Below are 24,494 nucleotides of genomic sequence, written 5' to 3' on the forward strand. Positions count from 1 at the left end.
GTTAGGTTGTCGGTTGTTGGTGGAGGGTGATTGGTAGTCTTGTGTATGCCCCTTGTCATCCTGTATCCTGTCATTTCGACCCTGACTTGTCGGGGGAGAAATCTTAACATCTCCCACCATCGGTGGACAATCTTTATCTTCGGTAGGCGGGTTCACATTCATTCGGGACGACTGAATACTTTGATCATTTCTCTTTAATCTTTTATCTTGAATAAAATCTTTTTCCTTTAATCTTTCATCTTGTTGAAACGCTTCAGCATATCTCTCCAACACGAACTCATCAGCAAAAAAATCATCCGAATGCAAAAGTCCAATCACATCACCTGTTGCCATTCTTATGCCTTTATTGATTGCATCATAAATCCCTTCATCCGCTTCACTTATAAATTGTAAATTGTAAACCTTTGCCTCTTCATCCTTTGTCCTGTCATTTCGACCCCGACTTGTCGGGGGAGAAATCTTAGTATCCTCTACCTTCGGTAGAAAGGCTTTACCTTCGGTAGGCAGGCTCACATTCGTACGGGATGACACATCGCCCTGACTATCGTCATCCTGCCTGCCACTACCTTCCAGGTACGGATAATGGTATAAGGAATAGGGTATAGGGTATTGGGAGTGGGAGGTTGACTGATGGTTTTTTCTTTATCTTCTACAAATTTCCTTTCCCCGACATCCAACTTCCTACCTACATACACCAAATCACTGTAAACCGCGTCAATGTTAGGTTGTCGGTTGTTGGTGGAGGGTGATTGGTAGTCTTGTGTATGCCCCTTGTCATCCTGTATCCTGTCATTTCGACCCCGACTTGTCGGGGGAGAAATCTTAACATCTCCCACCATCGGTGGACAATCTTTATCTTCGGTAGGCGGGTTCACATTCATTCGGGACGACTGAATACTTTGATCATTTCTCTTTAATCTTTTATCTTGAATAAAATCTTTTTCCTTTAATCTTTCATCTTGTTGAAACGCTTCAGCATATCTCTCCAACACGAATTCATCAGCAAAAAAATCATCCGAATGCAAAAGTCCAATCACATCACCTGTTGCCATTCTTATGCCTTTATTGATTGCATCATAAATCCCTTCATCCGCTTCACTTATAAATTGTAAATTGTAAACCTTTGCCTCTTCATCCTTTGTGCTGTCATTTCGACCCCGACTTGTCGGGGGAGAAATCTTAGTATCCTCTACCTTCAGTAAAAAAGCTTTACCTTCATTAGGCAGGCTCACATTCGTATGGGATGACACATCGCCCAGACTATCGTCATCCTGCCTGCCACTACGTGGAGCTTCTCGAAGGATGTCATCCTGAGCTTGTCGAAGGATGTCATCCTTTGTCCTGTCATTTCGAAGAAGCGAAGCGCCTGAGAAATCTTTAAAATCTGTGACATTCGTACGGGATGATAAATCTCCCTTACTATCGTCATTCTGCCTGCCACTAATTGGAACTTGTTTCAGAATCTCCACCGTACCATCTGTAGAAAGTCCATCCACAACAATATGCTCAACATTTTTATAAGTCTGTGAGCGCACTGATTCAATTGCACGGAGTAACCCTGCTTTATTGTTTTTCGTAACTGTAATGATTGAAATTTTCATTTTTGGTAAGATCAAAGAATAAAGTAAAAAGAATAAAGTGAAGTAAACAAAAACTTATCAGAAACTCTTTGGCTTAAATCTTTATCCATTTCTATTGCCTTTAATATTGAAAAAACTTTTATTTTTAATCTTTAATCTTGAATATCTCTTTTCTTAATAAAAACCGCCGGCACACCCTGATAAATCCCGTACTCATCCGCATCCTTTGTAAGCACTGAACCAACTGTAAGAATACTGTGACTTCTCATTGTAACACCCGGACAAACTACACTCTTAGCCCCAACCCAAACACCTTCTTCCAGAGTTATCTCTCCGACCATCAAATCAAAAGTTGTTTTTTTATAATTATGATTACCGGTAAGAAGCATTGCGCCCTGCGATATACAAACATTATTACCAATTTTTACTTTGCCGAGATTATCAATCCACACCCGCTCGCCAATCCATACATCATCACCAATCTCTAAAAACCAGGGATACTTAATGCTGATGTTCTGCTTGAATATTACACCTTTACCTACTTTTGCACCAAATGCTCGCAATATGAATGACTTAAATCTGTAAGAGGCATTAAGCGGGTTAATGAAAAGAACAATGTTTATAAAGTTCCATAAAACAATTTTCCATTTACTTCCCGGACTATATCCCCCCGGCTTCCAATTTTTAAGATCAACTTTCATTTATCTTTAAACTCATCTCATACTTATTAATTCATCTTTGTGCTCGTTAGTTTTCGAATAATCAGAGAACTAAAGGTAAAACCATTTAACCGCAAAGTCCACAATGTTCACGCAAAGGTACGCAAAAAATTTTATTCTCTATTTTTTCACCGCAGAGTTTTCGAATAATCAGAGAACTAAAGGTAAAAACCATTTAACCGCAAAGTCCACAATGTTCACGCAAAGGTACGCAAAAAATTTTATTCTCTATTTTTGCACCGCGGAGATGCAGCGACACAGAGAAAATCGTTATGACAATAATTTTCTTTTACCTTATACCTTATCCCTTATCCCATATACCTTATCCCTTATCCCTTACTCCTCTTATACATCACTTCTCGTTACCACCAAATTCCCCATCACAAGCGCATCCATTTCAGTTCTTAAAAAGCAATCCAGAGCTTCTTTAGGATGATTAACGATTGGTTCATTTTCATTGAATGAAGTATTCAGCAAAATAGGTAATCCGGTTTTTGCTCTGAACTTATCAATCAATGCATAATACTTTGGTGATACATCTTTGTGTACAGTCTGCAGTCTGCCACTACCATCAACATGTGTAACAGCCGGCAATCCCGCTCTCTTTTCCGGTCTTATTATGAATACTTTTTCCATAAAATAAGCATCATCATCCTGCTCAAAATATTCATTAACATATTCTCTTAATATAGAAGGCGCAAATGGACGGAAAGATTCTCTTCTTTTAATTTTTGAATTAATCAAATCCTTTGCATCAGGTCTGCCCGGATGAACAAGAACAGAACGGTTACCTAATGCTCTCGGACCAAATTCAGTTCTGCCCTGAAACCATCCCAGCACAGCTCCATTTGCAAGCATTTCAGCCGTATGCTCTATTGTTTCTTCATCATTATTATAACGCGTGTATTTAATATCTGCTTCTTTCAACACATTCTCAATTTCATCATCACTGTAATGCGCACCTAAATATGCATCCCTTACAAATTCTCTGTTATCTTTATCAAGCTGCTGATGATACAACCATAAAGCTGAACCAACTGCAGTTCCTGCATCGTATCCTGCCGAAGGGATATACACATTCTCAAAATCCGTCATCAATCTTATTTTACCATTTGCCACAGAATTCTGCGCAACACCCCCTGCAATACAAATATTCTTTATCCCTGTTTCTTTATACAAATGATTTAACATATGAAAGATTACATTCTCACAATGCTTCTGTACCGAAGCAGCCAGATCTTTATGATATTGATTCAATGGTTCGTCCTTACTTCTTGGCGCCCCGAATTCGTCAATCATTTTATCTGAAAAAATCCTGTCAATAAACGGCGCTCCGTTTTCCCAGGTCATTGCCACACCTGCTGTGCTGTGTATAAAGTAACTTTCGTCCAGCTCAAATTTCCCGTCCTTCTTCATTTTTACAATCTTACTCATTTTATCAAGATATTTCGGTTCGCCGTAAGGAGACAACCCCATTACTTTATATTCATCACCATACCAGGGAAATCCCAGATATTGTGTAAACGCTGTATAGAAAATTCCAAGCGAATGAGGATAAGTAACCGAATCAAGTACTTTTATTTTATTTCCTCTGCCAACTGCAAACATTGCAGAGGAAAAATCACCAAACCCATCGATTGAAATAATCGCAGCTTCATCAAAAGGGGATGCAAAGAATGCTGAAGCTAAATGACTTCTGTGATGTTCTATGTGTTTTATTTCTGCTCTTATTTTATTTTCCGGTACACCTAATGATTTTGCAAGCTCCGATTTTACTGAGGTAACTTTCTGAATGTTCGCAATCCTGTCCTTTATAAAATTCAGGTTTGCTAATTTTTTAAGTGACGAAATTACTTTTTTGCCCAGGTGCGCAGAAGGATTTCTACCTATGGTTATGTAATCCACATCTTCAATTGAAATGCCCGCATCATTGAGACAGAATTTAATTGCTTCGGAAGGGAAGCCAGCCCAGTGTTTTATTCTACGTATTCGCTCCTCTTCAATTGCATTAATTATTTTTCCGTCTTTTAACAAACAAGCTGAAGAATCTCCGTGATAGGCGTTTATTCCAAGTATGTACAATTTATTCCTCCATTAATTATTTATAAACTTTTATCTTTTTGCTTTTATCTTTAACTAAACTAACCACGGATTTACACAGTATCTGAGTTAATCTGTGGTATCTGTGGTTTTCATTTATGCAAAGATGAATTAGAGATTTTCATAATATTGAATAGAAAATATATTTCGTTACTATTAAACTTCAAACCTTTTATCTTTTTACTTTTATCTTTTATCTTGAATCAAACGGTACGCTGATTTTACTGATTACTTATGATCTGCACTGATTAGCTCATACATTCCTCATCCCAATAAATCGGGTGTCCGTAATGACAATGTAGCACGATTAAAAATTCTTTTATCTTTTTACTTTTTTCTTTCATCTTGAAATAAACCTTTTATCTTAAAACAAACTCATCTGCATTTTCTAAAGATGCATTTCCAATAATTTTAAGCTCTATCATTTTTCTTTTTTAACTCCCAGATTTTTATATCAACAACTAACCTGAACCAAAACCCCTGCAGGTAATGAAATATCCAGCCCTCTTTACCATCCAGAATACCGAGCTGAATTATTAAGCTATAGGAAAAATACAAAAACTGTCTTACAAATAATGGCAGAGACCACCACATTTTCTTAAAGAATGCAATCCTCTCATCGGGTGAACCAAAAAACCTCAGCTTTATTTATTGAGTGCGAAGTTTATTTCTTCTTTCGTTTTCTTACTCTGCAACCAAATCGCTGTACCTGTTACGTTTTTCTATCAAAATCCAATTTCATTTTCTTTAAGGTTTTCTTCTTTTATGTATCCGTCTTTCCAGATTATAGTTTTACCTGGTACAATAAATCGATGATCCATATAAACCCTTATATCCAGAAACCCTATTCTTGCTCTAAACATTTTAATAAGTATTTAGTAAAATAACCCCCGTATTTCAACCATCTGCCCTTAAAATAGTTTTTTTCTATTAAAGTAAATCCCTTTTACCTCTTTAGGTAGATCTTCATCTCTAAAGGTTTTTAGCTTTTCTAAAAGTTCCGGCAAAACAATCTGGTCTGCATCAAGTCCTATTATCCAGGGTGTTATAATATAAAAATTCTTAAGTGCAAAACCCCATTGCTTTGGGTGGTTCTCAAAACTTGTTAAATAAAACTTTCGCACCTGATTCTTCCGCAATTTGTAATATATTATCTGTGCTTCCTGAATTCAGAATAAATAAAGGTGCATTTAATTCTTTAATTGAATTAAGCAAGCAGGGGAGATGTTGCTCCTCGCTGAAAGTCAAAATAATAAAACTGTAATCTATAATCACTTCGATTCTATTTTATATAAACAAACTCGGGTTTTTCTTTTTTATATAATATCCATTCATACAATTGAATCATTTTCTGTGCAACTGATTCAATTAAATAATTTTTTTCAATAAGCTTTCTTCCATTCAATCCAATTTGTTTTCTTTCCCCATCAGAAAGTTGCATTGCTTCTGTTAATGCTTTTGCAAGTGGCTTTGCACCAATGTCAATCCACCAGCCAGCATTGTGTGTAATTAATTCTTCCCACGGCGCTCCTTTTGTAGTTATTACGGGTACAGCACAAGCTAATGCTTCAGCCACAACCATCCCAAAATTTTCACTGTAGGTTGGTAGAACAAACAAGTCTGCATTATGATAGGCAGTAATTTTTTCTTTACCAAATTTAGGATTTAATATTTTAATTTCATCAATAAAATTATTTCGTAAGATTATTTTTCGCAGTTCATTAATATATTTTTCATCTCCATTACCGACAATTTCTATTTGCCAGCATCTGCGTAAGGATTTTTCTATCTCAGACCACGCTTTAATTAATAATTCAACTCCTTTTATAGGATGAATCCTTGAAAGAAATAAGATCGTTCTGATTTCTTTTTTTCTAGTTTGTTCTTTTACAGGGAATTCTGATAAATTTAATCCGTTTGGAATAACAGCTATCGGATTACTGAATCCTAACTTACGAATATTTTCTGCTTCCATTTTACTAGTAGCATGAATACAAGTAGCGTTTGCAATATCTTTATACTGGTAAATAAATAGGGATAATCTCTTTTTAAATTTACTTTTATTCAAAGCCCACGGTTCGAGCATTCCATGAGGGGAAATTACATAAGGTCTGTTTATTGTTCTGGCAATTGAAGCCATTTTATGAACGGGATATTGCCACAAGCCGTTACCGTGAAATATATCGCATTCAATATTATAAAAAATATTTTTCAGCTCATTTGAATAAGCTTGAAGATAGGGAAATGAACTATGCGCAAAACGTAATTCTATCTTTTCATTCACTGGTAATGGATTAAGAGTTTTAATTGTTACTAAACCCACTTTAATCTGATTTATCATTTCATTTAATAAAAGCTGCTCATAAGTGGAGGTCCCGCCTGAATTTTTATCTATTGACGATATGACGTGGCAGATATTCATCTTTTTAAAGCATAATTTATTGCTTGTATAAAACCTTCAACCATTTTATCCAAATTATAATTTTCTTTTACCGTTTCTAATGCTTTACTTGAAAGCTTCTTTCTCAAATCTTCATCTTTATATAATTTGATAATTTGTTGCGCTAAATTTTTATAGTTATTTTTTTGATAGACCAGCCCATTTACACCATCTATCAATGCCCAAATTTCAGGGCCATGGCTATCAAATAAATCATTAGTGATTGCAGGTAATCCATAACCAAACGCATGGATCAAACTTAGACCGACATTTTCAGGGTAACAAAATATTTTTGATGACAGCATCCAAGGTGCTATTTTATATTCATCATATATTGCATCTGTCCATATAATTTTATCAGATAATCCCAATCTGGTAGCAAGTGATTTCAATTCGTTAACATAATCATTAACTTTTCCAATTATTATTAGTTTGATGTCTTTAATTTCTAAAGAAACTTCTTTAAATGCTTTCAACAAAATTTCCAAATGATTTTCTTTATAAATCCTGCCTATATAAATTATATTATATGTTTTATCAATGGCGTTTTCAATTTGGAATTGTTTTAATCTTGAATTATCACCTAACCAATAATTTTTAGATTCCTGAATTTTTCTATAATCAAGTGAATTTGGTGCAACAAAAAAACTAGTGCGACTGTTAAATTTTTTTTCTAATTTTTCTTTCGTTTGAAAATCATAAAGAATTACAGCATCTACACACCTTAGAGGAATATTTCGAATAAAAAATCTCAATTTGGTTTCATATTTGGAATAGCCATGTCCCCAAATAATTAGCGGGATTTTAAATAATCGACTTTTTAATATCGCCAACCAAAAAGAAATATACCCTACATCCCAAGTTATTATTGCGCAATCAAATTCTTTACTAACGGCTTTAAGCTGAGCTGAGTGCCATTTTAAAGTAAGATTTTTAAATTTAAGTTTAAATAATTTACAATAAATAAGTCTTATATTTTTGGGGTATCTAGGCTCTAAACCCTCATTACCATAGAAGATAGTTGTATCAAAATGTAATCCAATAACTTCAAAAATTTTTTTTCTGTAAGTCGGTAAAGATGGTTGCTGAATACCTAATTTAATTTTCATTCAAAAAATTTCCCTTAAATGAATAAAGATACAGCACTGTGTGCATAATAATAAATGGTTCTACAACAAATGTAAATCGTTGCTGCGAAAAGAACATCGTATGTATAAAAGTAATCACTAAAATAGGTAGATATGTAATAATTAATATGTTTTTTGAAAGTAAATTTTTTCTAAGTAAGAACAGGGCAATACTAAACATAAATAGAGGGAATCTAATTCCGATTAAGATTTTTTCTAATATTCCTCTATGCGTAACTGAGAAAGGACCCCATAAAGACCATAAAGAAATAATTCTTTTTTCCAGAAAATCCAGTGGATTTGTTATGAGATGATTAATATAGACAGATAATGGATTTTTGATAATAGAAAGTTTAGACCTAGCCAATTCCCAGTTGATGTTAAAGCTATCCGAATAGGTTGCTACAATTAAATTAAACTTAAGATTATCTGGTGGCAAAATTAGGTTGAAATACTCTAATATTTTAAAGAAAAATAGACAGAGAATTACTCCTAAACCTAATAAAAAAGATTTTTTGGTATTTTTTGAAATAATTTCATGGATGAGAATCAGAGGAAACAAAAAAATTAATGTTGGTCTGAATTGAGCAGCTAAAAAGCCTGTAATCCCTGATAAAAAGGGTTTGTTTGATACGTACATTAAGAGAGAAAGGATCAATAAAAATAAAGAAATAGGTTCTGTCAAGATTTGGCGTGTATAATTGATTTGATTCGGATAAATTGCCACAAAAAATAAAGTAATCAAAGCTAATTCTTTATTTAAATTAAGTTTTATTAATAATTTGAAGAATAAATATTGCGACAATATTTGAAAAATAATATTAAAAATGATTAGAATTGTCGGTACTAATGCATCTGAAAAAATTAATTTCAACAAGGCTATAAATAACGGATATCCATTAGGGAAATAACTAATCGGCTTACCATAAAGAATCCCATCTGCCATATTGAAATATGTGTAAGAGTCTGTGTTGAACCAAGGCAAATTAGAGAAAAAACAAATAAAAATTCTTAATGAAGTTGATACTATAAGTATTAAAAAAATAGTTAAATTTATTCTAGCACTAAAGTAATTAAGAATTTTAATTTTTCCTCTCATCTATACGCCGTTATGAAGTTTGATCCTTTAATGATATTAAATTTCTAGTGAGGTTTCTAAACAAAAGTATTGGAATTAGTACCCAAAGTTCAGGTGTATAATATAAACTACCTGATGAAGAAGCAAATAATAAGTAAGCAAGTGTAATGGTCATCAGATTAGTCAAGCTCCCTTTTTTGAATTCCTTAATAAATATTTTAATAATTCTGGTAATAATAAAAATAAAAGGTAAAGTCCCCAGCAAACCCACTGCCATTAAAGTCTCCAAATATATATTATGTGGGTAAATACCAAATTTATCTACAATACTATAACCCCAGACAGGACTTTTCATAAAATAGTCAAACGCCGCATCCCATATTTCTGCTCTTGTTGGATCTTTTCCATATATGGGATTGTCGAATCTTTTTACTATACTTAATTCTTCTATATTTATTAAATGAAACAAGATGACAAAGACAATTAACGAATAAAATAAGAGTCTTTTAGCAGAATATTTATTTCTGTAAGTAACAAATAGTATAAACAAAATAATAAATGTAGATATAAATGGTCCTCTTGAGCCACCTAATAATAATAAAGAAAACCCTAAGCACAGACTTAGTAATAAATATAGTCTATTTAAAGATTTATTAAGAAAAAATTGATTGATCGTTAATAGAATAACTATTGATCCAGCCCGACTTATACTTATTGGATTTAACGGATGAACTCCTGTTTCCGCTCCGTAGGAAAGCTCTGTTCTTTCTAAGAATATTTTTGAGAAATTAGTACCATAGTTCATTATCAAACCAACTAAAACTGATAATGCAGAAACAATTGCTATTTTAAATATACTATTTTCAACCTTTTCAATGCTGATAAGATATCTATTTTTATAAATCACTATAATAGGTATTAATGATAAAAATATTGCGAACAAATAAACCTGTATCGGATTCAGAACTAAATTATCTTGTCTTAACACATTTGTGAATTCGAAATCAAATATTATTCTGATTAACAGGATTATCCAAAACATTAAAAGCAAGAGAAATGATGAGAAAACCTTTTTATTTTCTTTATCATTTCTTATCGGGGAGAAAAAAAGATATAACATCAATAAAACACAGAATCCTCGGAATGCAATGGAGTAAGGTGTAGTGTTTGTCCTTAATGCTATCGGAATAAGCATTATAATTGGAAAACCAAATAACATCATATAAATAAAAAGGCTATTTAATTTTTCCCAAAATAAATGTTGTTTCGATCTGATTTTATTCACAATTAAACTTTTTAATATTAATCATTAAAAGTAATACAAATGTGCTTTGAAAAATTAGATTTAGAATAAGCAATGTTTTTGCAGCATTTTCCAATAAAGAATAATTAACTAAAATTAAAAAAGTAAGTAAACCAATTATATCACGATAAGCTCGAAAGAAAAAAATGGTCCAATTTTTACCAATAGATAGATAATATTGAGTAAAGACATTGCCAATGCTAGCAAAAATTGTGTTAATAGAAGATAAGATTATAAGAATTTCTAGTCCATGATAACTAGTACCATAAAATTCAGAAATTTTTTGGCTAAATATTATGACGAATAATACTGGTATAATTGTAACAACTAAGTTAAAATATATAACTCTTTTAAGTAGCAATATCTGATGACTCTGGTCTGAATTTGTCTTTGAAAAATGGTTTAGAATTACATTTCTTAGTATTCCCGGTATGTATAATATTATTGAGCTGATTTGAATAGCTGCATTATATAATCCCAATTGCCCATAATCCAGATACTGAATGAAAATTATAGATGTTAACCATGCACTAAAACCATAGAGGAGTTCTTGTAAAGTTACTGGTATAGAAAATTTTAGAATTTTAAAGTTCAAATCTAAATTTTGTTTTGCAGATTTTGGGAAACCTTGAATTGATTTTTGGATTGAAAACGAATTGAGAATAAAATTAATAATCTGACTGATTAATAAAGCGCAGATTGCACCCATTAATTGAAAAAAATAAGTTAAAGATATTGATAGACAAAAAAGAAAGAATCCAACAAGAATATTTATTTTTGCCAAACTCCTAAATTTTCCTAGTCCTGATAATATGCCAATTTGTGACGTAGTTAGAGCGTTAAAGATTATCCATAAAGATACTATTTTCAAGACAGTATTTAATTGTGGTGCATTTAATAGGGCTAGAGCTATATCATTGGAAAATATATAAGTAATTGCACCAATTATGCTACTAAAAAGGAAAGTGGTAGTTAAAACACTTTTAATTGTATCAGTAACCAATGAAGATTTGTATGTGATTTGTTCTGAAATGAATTTTGTGGAACTATAGCCTAATCCAAATGTAGATAGCATCGAAAATGAGATCACCGTTCCCTTTATTATTGAAAATTCCCCAAAAATATCTTTACCTAATAACTTAGCAATGAATATACCTGCTAAAAGTGATAATCCTTTTCCAGCAAAATTTCCGAATATTGCCCAAAAGGAGTCTTTAAATAATTTACTATTTAATAATCTGGATTTAAGTTGCTTAAGGTTTTTAGATTTTTCAAAAATCATAGAATTTAAGTTGAAAAATTCATTTAAAACGATGTCCCCGCTTTCAACCTTGCATTAACAAAAATTGATGTAATACCAAACTTATCCTCATTTGTTCTGGTTAATATCACACTCGGACCAATCGCAACCGCAGAAAATGCCCAGTTACCAAAAATCTTCTGTATCAATGCCTCAATGATATACTGCGGCTCTCTTTCCTTACTTGATACCATCGCATCAAACCGGAAATCAAACACACTACCTGCCAGACTCATCTCTCTTCCGGTAAAACCAATATGATATTCATTAACATATTTAGCTATGTAAAATTTTGCTCGCGTGGCTTCAAGTATTTTAATCGGGTATCTGAATTCCCAATTGAAGAATTTACCATCAACCAGATAAGGATCATAAATTTTCGAACTGTCTTTACTGTAAACTATGCTGCTTTCAGGTCTGTACTTTTCAATTTTACTTTGACCAAAATTTTCGGTTGTATTCATATATCCAAATTCAAAAAAATTACCAAATGGCACAACATAATTTATCTGATACCCCAATTTGAAATAAATATTATTGTGGTTGTTATCAAACTTATGCTCTATGAATGTATCATCATTACTGAAAAGACCTGCACGCAAACCAAGTATATGAAAATTCAATTCGAAAAAATTTGTTTCAAGTACTCCGGAATAGGGAGTACCAATTCCAAAAGAAAAACCCACATCATTCTTTAATGCAAATCCAAATCTTTCACCACCCATAAACTGAAGAAACGGATTTATATAACCCAATGTAGATGATATCTGAAATGCAGTCGGCGTATTGATGATTTTATCAAAACGAAGTTTGTTGATTACCCTGGTAAATAAACTGGTATAAGTAATTGATTCTTCCAGACTGATCTTAAACGGATAAGTTATTATCCTTGACCTGGTCTCTTCACTCAGTGCAAGGAATGGATAGAGAGCACCTTTAACAGATATAGTCTGATTAGCCAAATCTCTAAGATCAGCAATTATTTCAGCTTTGGGGTCGGGAGGATCAATAAATAATTCTTCCTGAATTTTGATAAAAAGACTATCATCCAGTGGCTCAAGCTGATAATATCTGATGGGTTCTTCCTCTTGTGCGAATATAGGTAGGCATAGACACAGAAAAAAAAGTATTATATAAAACGGACTGTTTTTTATTCCCATTTGAAAATCTTTGTTATTACACTCCCTTAATTTATCAAAAATTTATGCAAAATTTATTTTCCCGTAGAACAAATCATCCTCATAAATTCATTTGGAAATCGAAAGGCTTTAAAACGGCTTTGTAACGGATTTAAAACGGAAATTAGTCGTTTCGAAGAAAATTATTTTTTTAAATCGATGGCAAAATTGATTTTATTGAAAGTATTAATAAGTAGAAACATTCATTTAGATAAAGGTTAAGATTAATTTTTTTAATCCCGCTGAGATGTAATATTTATAGCAAAGGATATAAGGAATATCTTCTTCGCAGCGCCTCATTGCCTCTCTTATGGGAAAAGTAAAAAATTAAAAGTTAATAGTGGATTCTTAAGAGAGATCTTTATTTCCTTTTAAGATTTATCTTGTAGTTAAAAAACTCACCCCGACCCTCTCTTACTAAGAGAGGGCGAGGGAGAGTTTCGTTATAGATGAAAAATAAATGAGTATAGGTTCCATCAATTTAAGATTTATTTTATAGTAACTTTTTAAGGATTAACTTAATAGATATTAAGCTGTCATTCCAAACACCCGATTTATCAGGTTGAGGAATCTTTGTTTTCATCCTAACAAATCATAAACAATCAGTATAATCCGCGTCCCATTTGCCTTTCTCAAACCTGGCTGGATGAAATTATCGCAGATACCTACAACGAAGTCCCCACCTTTATCCTGAGGTTAAAAAGGAAGGAAGTAAACCCAAGCGAACCACTCTTTGTATCAGAAATGATAAATCCTGGTCCAATAGCAATTGCACTCGCTGCCCACATATCAAAAATTTTCTGCACCAATATATCACACACATACTGATTTGGTCGCGCTGGACTATTAACCATCGCATCAAATCTGAAATCAAACACACTACCACCAAGTGTCATTTCTCTCCCTGTGTATCCGATATGCAATTCATCGAGGTATCTTGCCACATAAACTTTTCCTCTCGTTGCCCCCAGAACCTTAATCGGATATCTGAACTCCCAATTTATGAACGATTCATTATCAACTATGTACGGTTGATAGCGAATTGTTCCGTCAGGATTTTTAACTATCGCATCCTTATTCACACTATAAAAAGTATATTTAAGATACTGACTTGGTGTAACTGCTTTATTTCCATTCCAATAACCAATTTCAAAAAAATTACCCAGCGGAATAGTATATGCAACCTGAATACCTTCAGTTACAATAAGATTATTGTGATTATTATTGTCCTTGATTTCTACAAACGCATCCGCATTCCTGAATATTCCTAACCTTACACCAAGTATATGAAAATTCATTTCAATAAAATTTGTTTCAAGCACTCCGCTATAGGGTGTACCTAATCCAATTGACACACCTATATCACTTTTAATCGGAAATCCAAACCTTTCACCACCTTGCACCTGAAGAAAAGGATTTATATATCCAAGTCCCGAAGAAATCTGAAGCGCAGAAGGGGGATTAAGTATTTTCTGCAATCTTAACTTTTCAATCACCCGTGTAAAAACACTCGAATAATTAATCGTCTCCTGTAAATTTATCTTAAAAGGATAAGTGATAATTCTTGCACGGGTTTCCGGCTTCAATGCAAGAAAAGGATAGAGCGCTCCGGCAATAGAAATTGTCTGATTATTTGGGTCACGTAAATCGGCAATTATCTCAGCTTTTGGGTCAGGTGGATCAATAAACAACTGCTCCTGAATACTTATAAACAAACTATCATCAAGTGGTTCAAGTTGAAAATATAAAACTGGCTCTTCTTCCTGGGCGTAGCTAGTTAATACTGTACTCAGAAATATAAATAGCAAAATGATGAAAAATTTTTTTCGCATTGAAAAATCCGGATTATTATTGGAGAGACTAATATTCAAAAAGTTTTTTAACTGTTCTTAACCAGCTTTAACGCCTTTTAATTCTTTCAGAGAAAATTATATATAGCAAACTTAGAATAATACTTACAAACATTATCTGAATTATCGAACTTAATCTTTTGGGTCCAGCTTTTTGAACAGGGTTTTTAGCATATTCTTTTATGTTCAGTACCGGAGCATCTCTTATCTGTTCAATTTTTGCTAATTCCATTTGTTTGTTTAATTCGATGTAAACTGTCTGAAGAATTTCAACATTTCTCATCAATCTTCCTTGCTCAAGTAATAATGCAGGGGATTGCGAAACTATTCTGTTCTGCTCTCTGAATTTTTTCAATGCTTCTTCAGCAGAGGTCAATGAATCGCTTACCTCCTTAATTCTCTTTTCAAGATAAAATATCTGCTCAGTAGCAAATGATTTCCTTTGCGTTCTTATATATAAATCAAGTGATTCAGCTATCTTATTTGCAACATCTGCTGCTAATTGAGCTTCAGGCATAGTAACAGAAATGGATAATATTTTAGTTAACCTGTCAATGTCGGTTGATAATTTTTCTTCTGATAACAGTTTATAAGCATTTAAAAATTCTGTTCTGTTTTTTATTTCAGGATTTTTTTCATCGGATTCAATTTCAAAATATTGAATAAGGTTTACTGAATCACGAAACTTCTCTGTTTTATATCTTGAATAAATCACATTGCTTAATACCTGTTCACTTTTAATAAGGTTTTGATAAATTTCGGTTGGAGCTGCTTCACCGACATTTATTCCTGCAATTGCGGCGAGTCCACTTAGTTGATTCATTAAGCCACTTTTGCTTCCATACTCAGGGAGAATTGAAACTGTTGAATTGAAGTATGGCTTCTTGATAAAAAAAAGAAAAACTATACTTATTATCAGAATTAAAGTATTAAAAACAATTAATGTTTTCTTATTATTCAGAACTATTTCTGTATATGGTTTAATCTTCAGATAACCATCTCTGACTTTTTCCTCGAAAGTTCTGTTATCTTCGAGTTCATCTATTTCTTGCTCGACTTTTTTATTTTCTATTTCGCTCATAAAACTGCTTGTTATAATTGTTTTGCTAAAACTATAATTGTAACGGCACTGACTATAACAGAAAGGACATCTTTAATTGTTCCTCCAACATCAAAAGTAGTTTCAGATGGAGGCTCAGGTGCTTTCTTAATAACATTTATAACTGAGCCATCATAAACAGTTGGATTTGATGATAAGAAACCAAATCCAACTTTCTTCGTTTCACCATTTGCCTTAGTGTATAAAATGTAATTGGAGCTATCAGTTTCACCACCAGCAAAATCGATGTAGTCTTTAACTGAAAGACCAGGCGTGTATTTATACAATCCAGGATTATTAACTTCACCGGTTACCAAAATGCTATTCGGTTTTTTGGGAATAGAAATAATATCTCCGTTCTTAAGAATTACATCAAGGTCTTCATCATAATCATTCCATAATTCTTCTGCATTTACAACCAGACGCTGATTGTCACGATTAAACTGTGTCCCAAATAAAAAAGCTTCTTCGGTCGGTCCACCGGCTTTATTCAACAAATCATATAGTGTTTCAGATTTCTTTTCGAGTGCATAAACACCAGGGAACATTACTTCGCCATCAATTCTGACAACTCTTTGATTTTCATATTCAGGATTCTTTCTGACTACAACAATATCTTTATGCTTTAAAACAAATTTCTGATTATTTTTATTTTCTCTGTCAAACATCAGAGGCAATTCAACTTTGAAGGACTCGGATATTTTGTTTCCAGGATAACCGCTTTCACTAACTCTGTTAACATAGACTTCTGTACGTAATGCTTCTTCTGTAAATCCACCTGCCTGTAGTATCAAATCCATCGGCGTCATTCCGGTGCTTAAACTGTATTTACCAGGTGCTCTAACCTCACCTTCGATAGTTACAAATCTATCCAGAACTTTTTCTACATCGGCTTTGTAAACTAAAACTCTATCTCCTGGTTCAAGCTTCATATCAAAAGATCTATCCTTGAGCACATCTTCTAAATTAAAAGGGATAATTCTTGTTGTTACACCATCTGGGTTAAATCTTATGAGATCGGCTCTCTGTAAAAATGCTCGTCCTCTAAAAAACGGGTCTTGTAATCCACCGGCTCTGAATACTAAATCATAAAGCGTTAAACTATCAGCATAGGGAAGGGTGATGGGATTTTTCACATAACCAGAAATCGAGACATTTTTTTTATCAACTAAATCATAAATGGAATATATTTTAATATTATCTCTTGGTTGCAGTTCTAAATCTCTTTCAGTCGGATTGGACATCAATTCATATAAATCAATCGAAATGAAAATTTTCGACTCATCTAAATTTGTTCTGATAATATCTGCCTTGCCATAATAAGTCTCTGGTAAAAGACCACCGGCTTTTTTGATAAGTTGTGTGAGAGTCTTGTTGGTTTTTATATCATACTTACCGGGGAAATAAACGGAACCTTCAATTGAAACGAAATTTATTTCTTTGTCAATAATAGGGAAGACGGTTATTTCATCATCATTGTAAAGTTCATAATCAGATTCTTTACTTAATACTTTTGACAAATCAATATCCACATACTCTATATCATAAGGATCATCAGTTCTCAGGTTAAATGGTCTTACTCTTTTAATCTGGATTCTTTTGATATATGCAGAAGATTTTAGCCCTCCACAATACTCAATAAGCTTTTGTAAATTTTCTGAGTCTTTCAATTCATAAATAGCAGGACGAAAAACTTCTCCATTAATTGTAACAGATTTTTTCCTGGGTGGGATAAAAACCATATCATTGTTTTGTAAACGAACATCGTTTATCAATTGTCCTTTCAATAAATAATCGTAAAGGTCAACTGTAGTAATTACTTTATTGTTTCTGATTACTTTGATCTCTCTCAAACTTCCAGAAACCAAAGGTCCGCCAACCGCATAAAGGGCATTAAATACTGTTGCAAAACTACTTATATTGTAACCACCTGGATTTTTAACTTCACCTGTAACAAAAATTCTTATTGGTCTTAATTTGGTTAATGAAACATCAAGGAAAGTTGTTGGTGGATCTGATATCAATCCTTCATAAAATTTAGATAGATAAATTGTCAACTTCTTTTGTAATGATTCGTAAGAAGTGCCGGAAACGAATACCTGACCAGCAGTAGGAATAAAAATATTTCCCTGTGCATCTACTTCTAATTGATATTGAAACTCAGTAGCACCCCATACTGATAACCTTAAAATATCTCCGGGTCCTATTAAATAACCTGGGTCAATCGGACCAACTTCAGCCGGTTCAAAAGACGATGGAATGTTTTCAAATAAGTTGTAACCAAAATATCTGTTGTCACCGGATTCAGGACTTGGTTTAATTTGTGAAGTTGGTGACAAGTCAGTATTGCTGTCTCCTGAATTCTCCTTTGAGGAAGAATCTCGAGTTGTGAGGTTTGTAGAAGAATTATCAATCGGCTTAACTTCAATTTTTTGTGGTTTTACTGAAACATCTTTCAAGTACTTTGCTACAAACTCATCGTAATTCATACCATAGTAATTTGCAATCTCTCTGGCTTGAGTTTCAGAAATATTTTCTTCAGCAAGAAGCTTCTTCAAATCACTTTCTGAATTCACTCCCTTACTCTTTAGAAATTGCTCAATCTGTTGCTGAGTTTGGGCAGTAACTAAAGCAGAGAAAACCAATATGATGATAAATGATAAAATCCTGGTTGTATTTCTCATCTCGATTATTCCCCAAAAAATATTTTTAATTGAAATTTCATTATTATGCAAAATAAAGATTTTCTGTTTTAATTCCGTTTTTCCTGAATGCATTTCGGGTATCAAGAATCAGTTTTGCATTCTCTGAAATGAATTTATAATCAAAGTTTGAATGATCCGTACTTAGTAAAACCAAATCATACTTTGAAATGTTTTCTTTACTAAGTTCAACCGAATGCATATCGTAATTGTACTTTCTTGTTTTAAATAACTTTGGTACATAAGGATCGTGATAATCAACTTCAGCACCTTTTTCGTGAAGTATCTCAATCAGTTTAAGAGAAGGGGACTCACGCATATCATCAATATCTTTTTTATATGATGCTCCAAGTATCAGCACCTTTGAGCCATTAAGAGATTTCTTATGCTTGTTCAGAACTTCTGCTGCTTTTTCAACCACATAGTAGGGCATAAGAGTATTTATTTCTCCTGCAAGTTCAATGAACTTTGTATTGATATCATATTCTCTTGCTTTCCAGGTTAAATAAAATGGATCAATCGGAATGCAATGCCCACCTAATCCTGGTCCCGGATAAAATGCCTGGAATCCAAATGGTTTTGTGGATGCTGCTTCAATTACTTCCCAAACATCAATGTTCATTCTGTCAAAAACCATTTTAAGCTCGTTTACCAAAGCAATGTTTATTGAACGATAAATATTCTCAAGCAGCTTTGTTGCTTCTGCAACTCTGGGAGAAGAAACGGGTACAGTTTTAACAATCACCTGATTGTAAAGTGCAAGTGCAATTTCAAGACAGGCGGGTGTTACTCCACCGACTACCTTTGGAATGGTTGCTGTTGAATATTTGGGATTATTCGGATCTTCTCTTTCCGGTGAAAATGCGAGATAAAAATCTTTCCCGACTTCAAACTTTTTGTTACCGATTCCCTGGACAATTGGGGCATCTTCAAATAATGGTTGTAAAATTTCTTCTGTAGTTCCCGGATAGGTTGATGATTCAAGAGAAACAAATTGACCTTTGCGTAAATATTTTGCGATTACTTTTCCTGAATTTTCGATAAATGTCATATCTGGTTCTCTGTGTTCATTCAGTGGAGTTGGAACACAGATTATTATTGCATCAGTTTCTTTGAGTCTTGAGAAGTCAGATGTTGCTTCAAACTTTTTTGAATCGACTGCTTGTTTTACTTTTTGGCTGCCAATGTGTTTGATATATGATTGTCCTGAATTAAGTATCGGAATCTTTTTTTCGTCAATATCAAAACCAATTGTCTTAAATCCTTTATGTGCAAATTCCAGCGCTAGCGGAAGTCCGACATAACCAAGTCCAACAATTCCTACGATTGCAGATTTGTTATTAATTTTTTTCACAAGTTCTTTGTGCATATAAATCCCAGATTAGTTAATATAAATAATAGTTTGATTTTTAGAGTTACAGTGCAGAAAAAAAATTTTTCAATAGATAAATATATTCGATTTCAAATATGAATTTATAAAATTTTATTTAAATAATTTGTTTTCTGTTCCGTCACGAATATCTATAAAGCAATTGTTAACATTTCGGAAATTATTTCATTTAAATAAAACCTCGGTTAACCTTAAAAGAATTTTAGTTTTGGTAAACATACCATCAGGTGGAATTTTGTCACATATAATCAAGTATAACTTTTCAGGAGCAATATTATAATCCCAGAAGGCGTCTTTAATTTTTTTGTTTGATGATTCCTCATTTTTCATATCAGAAATATAGTAATATATGAGAAGTGTAAAAAGGATTTACTAATCAGCCACTTCTTCTAATCAAATTGATAAAGTTATTCAAATCCTCCTTCCATTTTACCAATTCCTCATCCATTATACTTTCTACCTGATACCTTATACCTTATACCTAATACCTGATACCTTATATCTTTTGCCTTATACCTTTTGCCTATTACCTAATCCACTCTCCAAGTTTCACCATTCAAACAATATGGTTAAGTTTGAGTAAAAGAATTTTAAAAATTTTCAGGCGGTAATCTATGAACACAACAAAAGTCACATCCGGCAAAACCCCAATAAACTCACAGATTGTCACACAAAAAATAAAAGACAGCAAATTAGAAGATCTTGGCAACGCAACTATCAGAGAAATAAAAAGACTTGTAGATGAAATAGAAAAAGCTACAGGTGAAAAATTCATAAGAATGGAAATGGGAATACCAGGTCTGCCACCTGCAAAAGTTGGTGTGCAGGCTGAAATTGATGCTCTTAAAAAGGGTGTTGCAGCTATCTATCCTGATATTTACGGAATTGCTCAACTTAAAACCGAAGCATCCCGATTTATAAAACTGTTTATGAATCTTGATGTTAGTCCTGAAGGTTGTATCCCAACAGCGGGCTCGATGATGGGAAGTTTCGCTTCATTTATGACTATCCATCGTTGCAATCCTGACAAAGATACTGTCCTTTTAATCAATCCCGGATTTCCGGTTCATATGCAACAATTAAAAGTACTCGGTATAAAATCAGAATCATTTGATGTGTATAACTTTCGGGGAGAAAAACTTCGGGATAAATTAAAATCATATCTTAGCAAAGGAAATGTTTCATGCTTACTCTATTCAAATCCCAATAATCCATCGTGGATTTGTTTCACTGAAAAGGAATTAAGTATCATCGGCGAACTCTGTAAGAAATATGATGTTATTCCAATCGAAGACCTTGCATACTTCGCAATGGATTTCAGGAAAGATTTTTCCAAGCCTGGTCAACCTCCGTTTCAACCATCTGTTGCGAACTATACGGATAATTTTATTCTCACTATTTCAAGCTCAAAGGCTTTTAGTTATGCCGGACAGAGAATAGGAATACTCGCTATATCTGATAAACTTTTTAATCGTTCATATCCTAATTTGAAAAATTATTATGCAAAAGATTTATTCGGATATTCGATGATATTCGGGACACTCTATGCAATTAGTGCAGGAATAACTCACTCTGCACAGTATGCACTTGCGGAAATTCTCCGTGCTGCAAATGATGGTGAATTTAATTTTGTTGAAGAAGTAAAAGAATACGGCGAAAAAGCAAAAATTATGAAAGAGCTTTTTACACGATATGGTTTTAAAATCGTTTACGATAAAGATGAAGACGAACCAATTGCTGATGGTTTCTATTTTACAATTTCTTATCCCGGAATGAATGGGGGAGAATTGCTGAAGGAATTATTATACTATGGAATCAGTGCAATCACATTACAAATTACTGGTAGTGAAAGAACTGAAGGACTAAGAGCTTGTGTGTCATTAATTCAGCGAAATCAGTTTGCTGATCTTGAATACAGACTGAAAAGATTTAAAGAAGATCATCCACTTTAATCACATAATGAACTTTGCGAAATCTTCGCGCACCTTGCGGTAAATAAAATAAACCGCAATGGACGCAAAGGAAAAACATTGCTCACCTTGCGGTAAAAAAATAAACCGCAACGGACGCAAAGGAAAAAATAGTAAAAATCTATGCACGAGAACGAAATTGCTAAAATAATATTTGAAGCAGGACTTAAAGTTCATAAAGCATTAGGACCAGGTTTGCTTGAAAGTGCATATGAAGAATGTATGTTTTATGAATTAAAAAAGCTTGCAATTAAAGTTGAAAAGCAAAAAGCATTACCATTAATTTATGAAGAAGTCAAACTCGATGTTGGCTACAGAATTGATCTTTTAGTAGAGAACAAAGTAATAATAGAGATAAAATCAGTTGAAGCATTAAACGATTTACACCTCGCACAGTTATTAACTTATTTAAAACTCAGTAATTGTAAGCTTGGCTTGCTAATTAATTTCAATACAGTGCTTTTCAAAAATGGTGTCAGGAGGGTAGTAAACGGATTATAAAGACATTGCGAACTTTGCGCAAACTTCGTTCACTTTGCGGTAAAAAAACTTTCACCGCAATGGACGCAAAGAAATCCCTTAAGATTTTATCAAACTAATTTTTATCCCATAAAGAAACTAAGAAGAATACCAGCCGCAACAGCACTACCAATTACTCCCGCTACATTCGGAGCCATTGCGTGCATTAGCAGGTGATTTGTCGGATCGTACTGTAAACCAATTACTTGTGAAACTCTTGCGCTGTCGGGCACTGCTGACACTCCGGCATTTCCTATTAAGGGATTAATCTTACTTCCTTCGGGTAGAAACAAGATTCATCACTTTTACGAAGATTACTCCACCTGCAGTGGCTATGACAAAGGAAGCGGCGCCTAAGTGCAAATATTCCGATTGATTTTGGTGTCAGAAATGTTGTTGCCTGAGTTGATGCCCCAACTGTTAACCCAATAAGAATTCGTTACAATATCAATCAGTGGACCTTTTGCAGTATCTGCTAATCTTTTTGTAACTCCACTTTCTTTAAGAAGATTACCAAAGAATAACATACCAAGTAAGGGCAAAGCACTTGGAGTAATGAAAGTTGTTAAAAGTAAACCAACGATTGGGAATAATATTTTCTCAGTCTTCGAGACTGAGCGGGGTGGTTTCATTCTTATGCGTCGTTCTTTATCATTTGTCAGAAGTTTCATAATTGGCGGTTGAATAACCGGAACCAGTGCCATATATGAATATGCTGAGATTGCTATTGCTCCAAGCAATTCAGGTGCAAGTTTGGATGCAAGGAAAATTGCTGTTGGTCCATCAGCTCCACCAATTATTCCAATAGCTGCAGCTTGCTCAGGAATAAAACCAATCCATAAAGCAATCATATAAGCACCAAAAATTCCCACCTGCGCTGCTGCACCAAGTAACATCAATTTAGGATTAGAAAGTAATGTAGAAAAATCGGTCATCGCACCAATGCCAAGAAAGATTAGTGGAGGATAAATTCCTTTTATTACACCAAAGTATAAATAATTTAGTACACTTCCTGGCTCGTATATTCCGATCTGCAACTTTGCTGATTCGAGAAATGGAATGTTTCCTACCAATATTCCAAATCCTATTGGAACCAAAAGAAGTGGTTCATATTCTTTCGTGATTGCAAGGTAAATAAATACTAAACCGACTGCTATCATAACTATATGACCAACAGTCATATTTGCGAAAGCAGTGTATTGAAAGAATTGTTCGATTCCGTGTGATATGAACTCGAAAAACTGTCCCATAGCTAAGCTCCGATTTCAATTAAAACATCACCTTCAAGTACGCTATCACCTTTCTTAACTTTAACGGATTTAATCACGCCTTCTTTATCAGCATTTATATTGTTCTCCATCTTCATTGCTTCAAGCAAGATCAATTTTTGACCAACTTTTACTGAATCACCTTCCTTAACGAATACATCAAGTATTACCCCGGGTAAAGGTGACTTAATATGCCCGGTTCCCTTTGGCGCAGAGGGAGCACTTGTTTTAGGTTGCGAAGGAGTTGTTTCAGTTGAAGGTACAGCGACAGTCCTAACAAGTTTTGGGGTTTTACTTGCAGTGATTTTTTTATCAACTTCTACTTTATAAACCGTTCCGTTTACTTCGACCTCTGCAATATTCTCTTCGACATTAAGAATATTGACATCATATTTGTTGCCTTGAATTGTGAACTTAAAACTTTTCATTTCTTAATCCTTCTATCTTGGATATTGTCTTAAACTGTAAATTTTTGAACTCCATGGAGAATAAGCTCTTGATACCCGGTTTATAGTTAAAACTGTATTTTCCTGATCATGCAACTCATTATAATAAAGAAAAAGTGCTGCAGCTATTGCGGCATTAACTTCACCACTTATTTCAAATGAATGTTCTTTATCTATTGTATGTCCTTCTTTTCTCATTAATCTTTTTAGATTACTTGTAAGAAGTTTTGTTAGATTATAGAAAACAATATAAAGCAATAACAAAGCGATGAATACAATCACATATCCTATCACAGTCATTCCTATTCCATAAGGATCAATTTTCATAAACAGCTCTGAATTTCGATGCACCTTAACAATAGAGGTATCTGTTACAGTTTGAGTTAATTGTAATATTTCTGTCAGTAACATTCTTCTCTCTCCTT

At 33.5% G+C, this 24,494-nt stretch carries 17 protein-coding genes and 4 pseudogenes; 2 read left to right on the forward strand and 19 right to left on the reverse strand.

Going from position 1 to position 24,494, the window contains the following annotated elements; translation table 11 throughout:
- Positions 1 to 243 precede the first annotated feature (243 nt).
- From Q0X14_RS15575 to Q0X14_RS01635, 16 genes and pseudogenes are all read right to left on the reverse strand, one after another.
- Positions 244 to 531: pseudogene (locus tag Q0X14_RS15575) on the reverse strand (glycosyltransferase); the annotation flags it as partial.
- A gap of 431 nt (positions 532 to 962) precedes the next feature.
- Positions 963 to 1,103: pseudogene (locus Q0X14_RS15580) on the reverse strand (glycosyltransferase); the annotation flags it as partial.
- Positions 1,104 to 1,460: 357 nt separating this feature from the next.
- A pseudogene (locus Q0X14_RS15585) lies at positions 1,461 to 1,601 on the reverse strand (glycosyltransferase); the annotation flags it as partial.
- Between the two features lie 131 nt (positions 1,602 to 1,732).
- A complete protein-coding gene (locus tag Q0X14_RS01575; RefSeq protein ID WP_297841530.1) occupies positions 1,733 to 2,281 on the reverse strand; it encodes a WcaF family extracellular polysaccharide biosynthesis acetyltransferase in 549 nt (182 codons plus the stop codon).
- A 363-nt stretch (positions 2,282 to 2,644) separates the two neighbouring features.
- The gene (locus Q0X14_RS01580; RefSeq protein WP_297841532.1) at positions 2,645 to 4,381 is read right to left on the reverse strand and encodes a carbamoyltransferase C-terminal domain-containing protein; all 1,737 of its coding nucleotides are present in this window, start codon (positions 4,379 to 4,381) and stop codon (positions 2,645 to 2,647) included.
- 929 nt (positions 4,382 to 5,310) lie between these two features.
- Positions 5,311 to 5,523 carry a hypothetical protein gene (locus Q0X14_RS01585; protein ID WP_297841534.1) on the reverse strand — a complete coding sequence of 71 codons (213 nt, stop codon included), beginning with the start codon at positions 5,521 to 5,523 and terminating at the stop codon, positions 5,311 to 5,313.
- Positions 5,524 to 5,681: 158 nt separating this feature from the next.
- Entirely contained in the window at positions 5,682 to 6,821 is a 1,140-nt protein-coding gene (locus Q0X14_RS01590) for a glycosyltransferase (protein ID WP_297841537.1), read from the reverse strand.
- The gene (locus Q0X14_RS01595; protein ID WP_297841539.1) at positions 6,818 to 7,948 is read right to left on the reverse strand and encodes a glycosyltransferase family 4 protein; all 1,131 of its coding nucleotides are present in this window, start codon (positions 7,946 to 7,948) and stop codon (positions 6,818 to 6,820) included. The genes Q0X14_RS01590 and Q0X14_RS01595 overlap by 4 nt, the downstream gene beginning before the upstream one ends.
- Positions 7,938 to 8,912, reverse strand: coding sequence for a hypothetical protein (locus Q0X14_RS01600; RefSeq protein WP_297841542.1), 975 nt, complete (start codon positions 8,910 to 8,912; stop codon positions 7,938 to 7,940). Before Q0X14_RS01600 ends, Q0X14_RS01595 begins: the two co-directional genes overlap by 11 nt.
- Positions 8,913 to 9,075: 163 nt before the next feature.
- Positions 9,076 to 10,329, reverse strand: a complete 1,254-nt coding sequence (locus Q0X14_RS01605; protein WP_297841545.1) for an O-antigen ligase family protein — start codon at positions 10,327 to 10,329, stop codon at positions 9,076 to 9,078.
- Positions 10,322 to 11,629 (reverse strand): oligosaccharide flippase family protein, encoded by a 1,308-nt coding sequence (locus tag Q0X14_RS01610; RefSeq protein WP_297841546.1) that lies wholly within the window; start codon positions 11,627 to 11,629, stop codon positions 10,322 to 10,324. Before Q0X14_RS01610 ends, Q0X14_RS01605 begins: the two co-directional genes overlap by 8 nt.
- Positions 11,630 to 11,652: 23 nt before the next feature.
- Positions 11,653 to 12,807: a hypothetical protein gene (locus tag Q0X14_RS01615; RefSeq protein ID WP_297841549.1), complete on the reverse strand. Its 1,155-nt coding sequence runs from the start codon at positions 12,805 to 12,807 to the stop codon at positions 11,653 to 11,655.
- A 683-nt stretch (positions 12,808 to 13,490) separates the two neighbouring features.
- A complete protein-coding gene (locus Q0X14_RS01620; RefSeq protein ID WP_297841552.1) occupies positions 13,491 to 14,657 on the reverse strand; it encodes a hypothetical protein in 1,167 nt (388 codons plus the stop codon).
- A 67-nt stretch (positions 14,658 to 14,724) separates the two neighbouring features.
- On the reverse strand, positions 14,725 to 15,756 hold the full coding sequence (locus Q0X14_RS01625) for a Wzz/FepE/Etk N-terminal domain-containing protein (protein WP_297841555.1): 1,032 nt from the start codon (positions 15,754 to 15,756) through the stop codon (positions 14,725 to 14,727).
- A gap of 11 nt (positions 15,757 to 15,767) precedes the next feature.
- Positions 15,768 to 18,458, reverse strand: a complete 2,691-nt coding sequence (locus Q0X14_RS01630; RefSeq protein WP_297841558.1) for an SLBB domain-containing protein — start codon at positions 18,456 to 18,458, stop codon at positions 15,768 to 15,770.
- Between the two features lie 43 nt (positions 18,459 to 18,501).
- Positions 18,502 to 19,845 carry a nucleotide sugar dehydrogenase gene (locus tag Q0X14_RS01635; protein ID WP_297841561.1) on the reverse strand — a complete coding sequence of 448 codons (1,344 nt, stop codon included), beginning with the start codon at positions 19,843 to 19,845 and terminating at the stop codon, positions 18,502 to 18,504.
- 635 nt (positions 19,846 to 20,480) lie between these two features.
- Between Q0X14_RS01635 and Q0X14_RS01640 the strand changes: the two genes are divergently transcribed.
- Together Q0X14_RS01640 and Q0X14_RS01645 are read left to right on the forward strand one after the other, a co-directional pair.
- A complete protein-coding gene (locus Q0X14_RS01640) occupies positions 20,481 to 21,818 on the forward strand; it encodes a pyridoxal phosphate-dependent aminotransferase (RefSeq protein ID WP_297841563.1) in 1,338 nt (445 codons plus the stop codon).
- A gap of 141 nt (positions 21,819 to 21,959) precedes the next feature.
- Complete coding sequence (locus Q0X14_RS01645; RefSeq protein ID WP_297841565.1) at positions 21,960 to 22,337, forward strand: GxxExxY protein; 378 nt, start codon at positions 21,960 to 21,962, stop codon at positions 22,335 to 22,337.
- Positions 22,338 to 22,438: 101 nt separating this feature from the next.
- On the opposite strand, the pseudogene Q0X14_RS01655 reads toward Q0X14_RS01645, so the two are convergent.
- The 3 genes and pseudogenes from Q0X14_RS01655 to Q0X14_RS01665 all read right to left on the reverse strand — a co-directional run bounded on the left by Q0X14_RS01655 (position 22,439) and on the right by Q0X14_RS01665 (position 24,480).
- A pseudogene (locus tag Q0X14_RS01655) lies at positions 22,439 to 23,605 on the reverse strand (sodium ion-translocating decarboxylase subunit beta).
- A 2-nt stretch (positions 23,606 to 23,607) separates the two neighbouring features.
- Complete coding sequence (locus Q0X14_RS01660; protein ID WP_297841574.1) at positions 23,608 to 24,051, reverse strand: biotin/lipoyl-containing protein; 444 nt, start codon at positions 24,049 to 24,051, stop codon at positions 23,608 to 23,610.
- Between the two features lie 12 nt (positions 24,052 to 24,063).
- A complete protein-coding gene (locus tag Q0X14_RS01665) occupies positions 24,064 to 24,480 on the reverse strand; it encodes an OadG family protein (RefSeq protein WP_297841577.1) in 417 nt (138 codons plus the stop codon).
- Positions 24,481 to 24,494 lie beyond the last annotated feature (14 nt).

Origin of the sequence: Ignavibacterium sp., assembly GCF_025998815.1 — a bacterium.
GTDB lineage: Bacteria > Bacteroidota > Ignavibacteria > Ignavibacteriales > Ignavibacteriaceae > Ignavibacterium.

What these genes read in the sequence shown, in the direction of transcription:
- Q0X14_RS01665 (WP_297841577.1), bottom strand. Translation starts at nt 24,480, where the DNA reads ATGTTACTGACAGAAATATTACAATTAACTCAAACTGTAACAGATACC.
- Q0X14_RS01615 (WP_297841549.1), bottom strand. Translation starts at nt 12,807, where the DNA reads ATGGGAATAAAAAACAGTCCGTTTTATATAATACTTTTTTTTCTGTGT.
- Q0X14_RS01600 (WP_297841542.1), bottom strand. Translation starts at nt 8,912, where the DNA reads ATGGCAGATGGGATTCTTTATGGTAAGCCGATTAGTTATTTCCCTAAT.
- Q0X14_RS01620 (WP_297841552.1), bottom strand. Translation starts at nt 14,657, where the DNA reads ATGCGAAAAAAATTTTTCATCATTTTGCTATTTATATTTCTGAGTACA.
- Q0X14_RS01660 (WP_297841574.1), bottom strand. Translation starts at nt 24,051, where the DNA reads ATGAAAAGTTTTAAGTTCACAATTCAAGGCAACAAATATGATGTCAAT.
- Q0X14_RS01575 (WP_297841530.1), bottom strand. Translation starts at nt 2,281, where the DNA reads ATGAAAGTTGATCTTAAAAATTGGAAGCCGGGGGGATATAGTCCGGGA.
- Q0X14_RS01640 (WP_297841563.1), top strand. Translation starts at nt 20,481, where the DNA reads ATGAACACAACAAAAGTCACATCCGGCAAAACCCCAATAAACTCACAG.
- Q0X14_RS01645 (WP_297841565.1), top strand. Translation starts at nt 21,960, where the DNA reads ATGCACGAGAACGAAATTGCTAAAATAATATTTGAAGCAGGACTTAAA.
- Q0X14_RS01635 (WP_297841561.1), bottom strand. Translation starts at nt 19,845, where the DNA reads ATGCACAAAGAACTTGTGAAAAAAATTAATAACAAATCTGCAATCGTA.
- Q0X14_RS01630 (WP_297841558.1), bottom strand. Translation starts at nt 18,458, where the DNA reads ATGAGAAATACAACCAGGATTTTATCATTTATCATCATATTGGTTTTC.
- Q0X14_RS01595 (WP_297841539.1), bottom strand. Translation starts at nt 7,948, where the DNA reads ATGAAAATTAAATTAGGTATTCAGCAACCATCTTTACCGACTTACAGA.
- Q0X14_RS01610 (WP_297841546.1), bottom strand. Translation starts at nt 11,629, where the DNA reads ATGATTTTTGAAAAATCTAAAAACCTTAAGCAACTTAAATCCAGATTA.
- Q0X14_RS01625 (WP_297841555.1), bottom strand. Translation starts at nt 15,756, where the DNA reads ATGAGCGAAATAGAAAATAAAAAAGTCGAGCAAGAAATAGATGAACTC.
- Q0X14_RS01590 (WP_297841537.1), bottom strand. Translation starts at nt 6,821, where the DNA reads ATGAATATCTGCCACGTCATATCGTCAATAGATAAAAATTCAGGCGGG.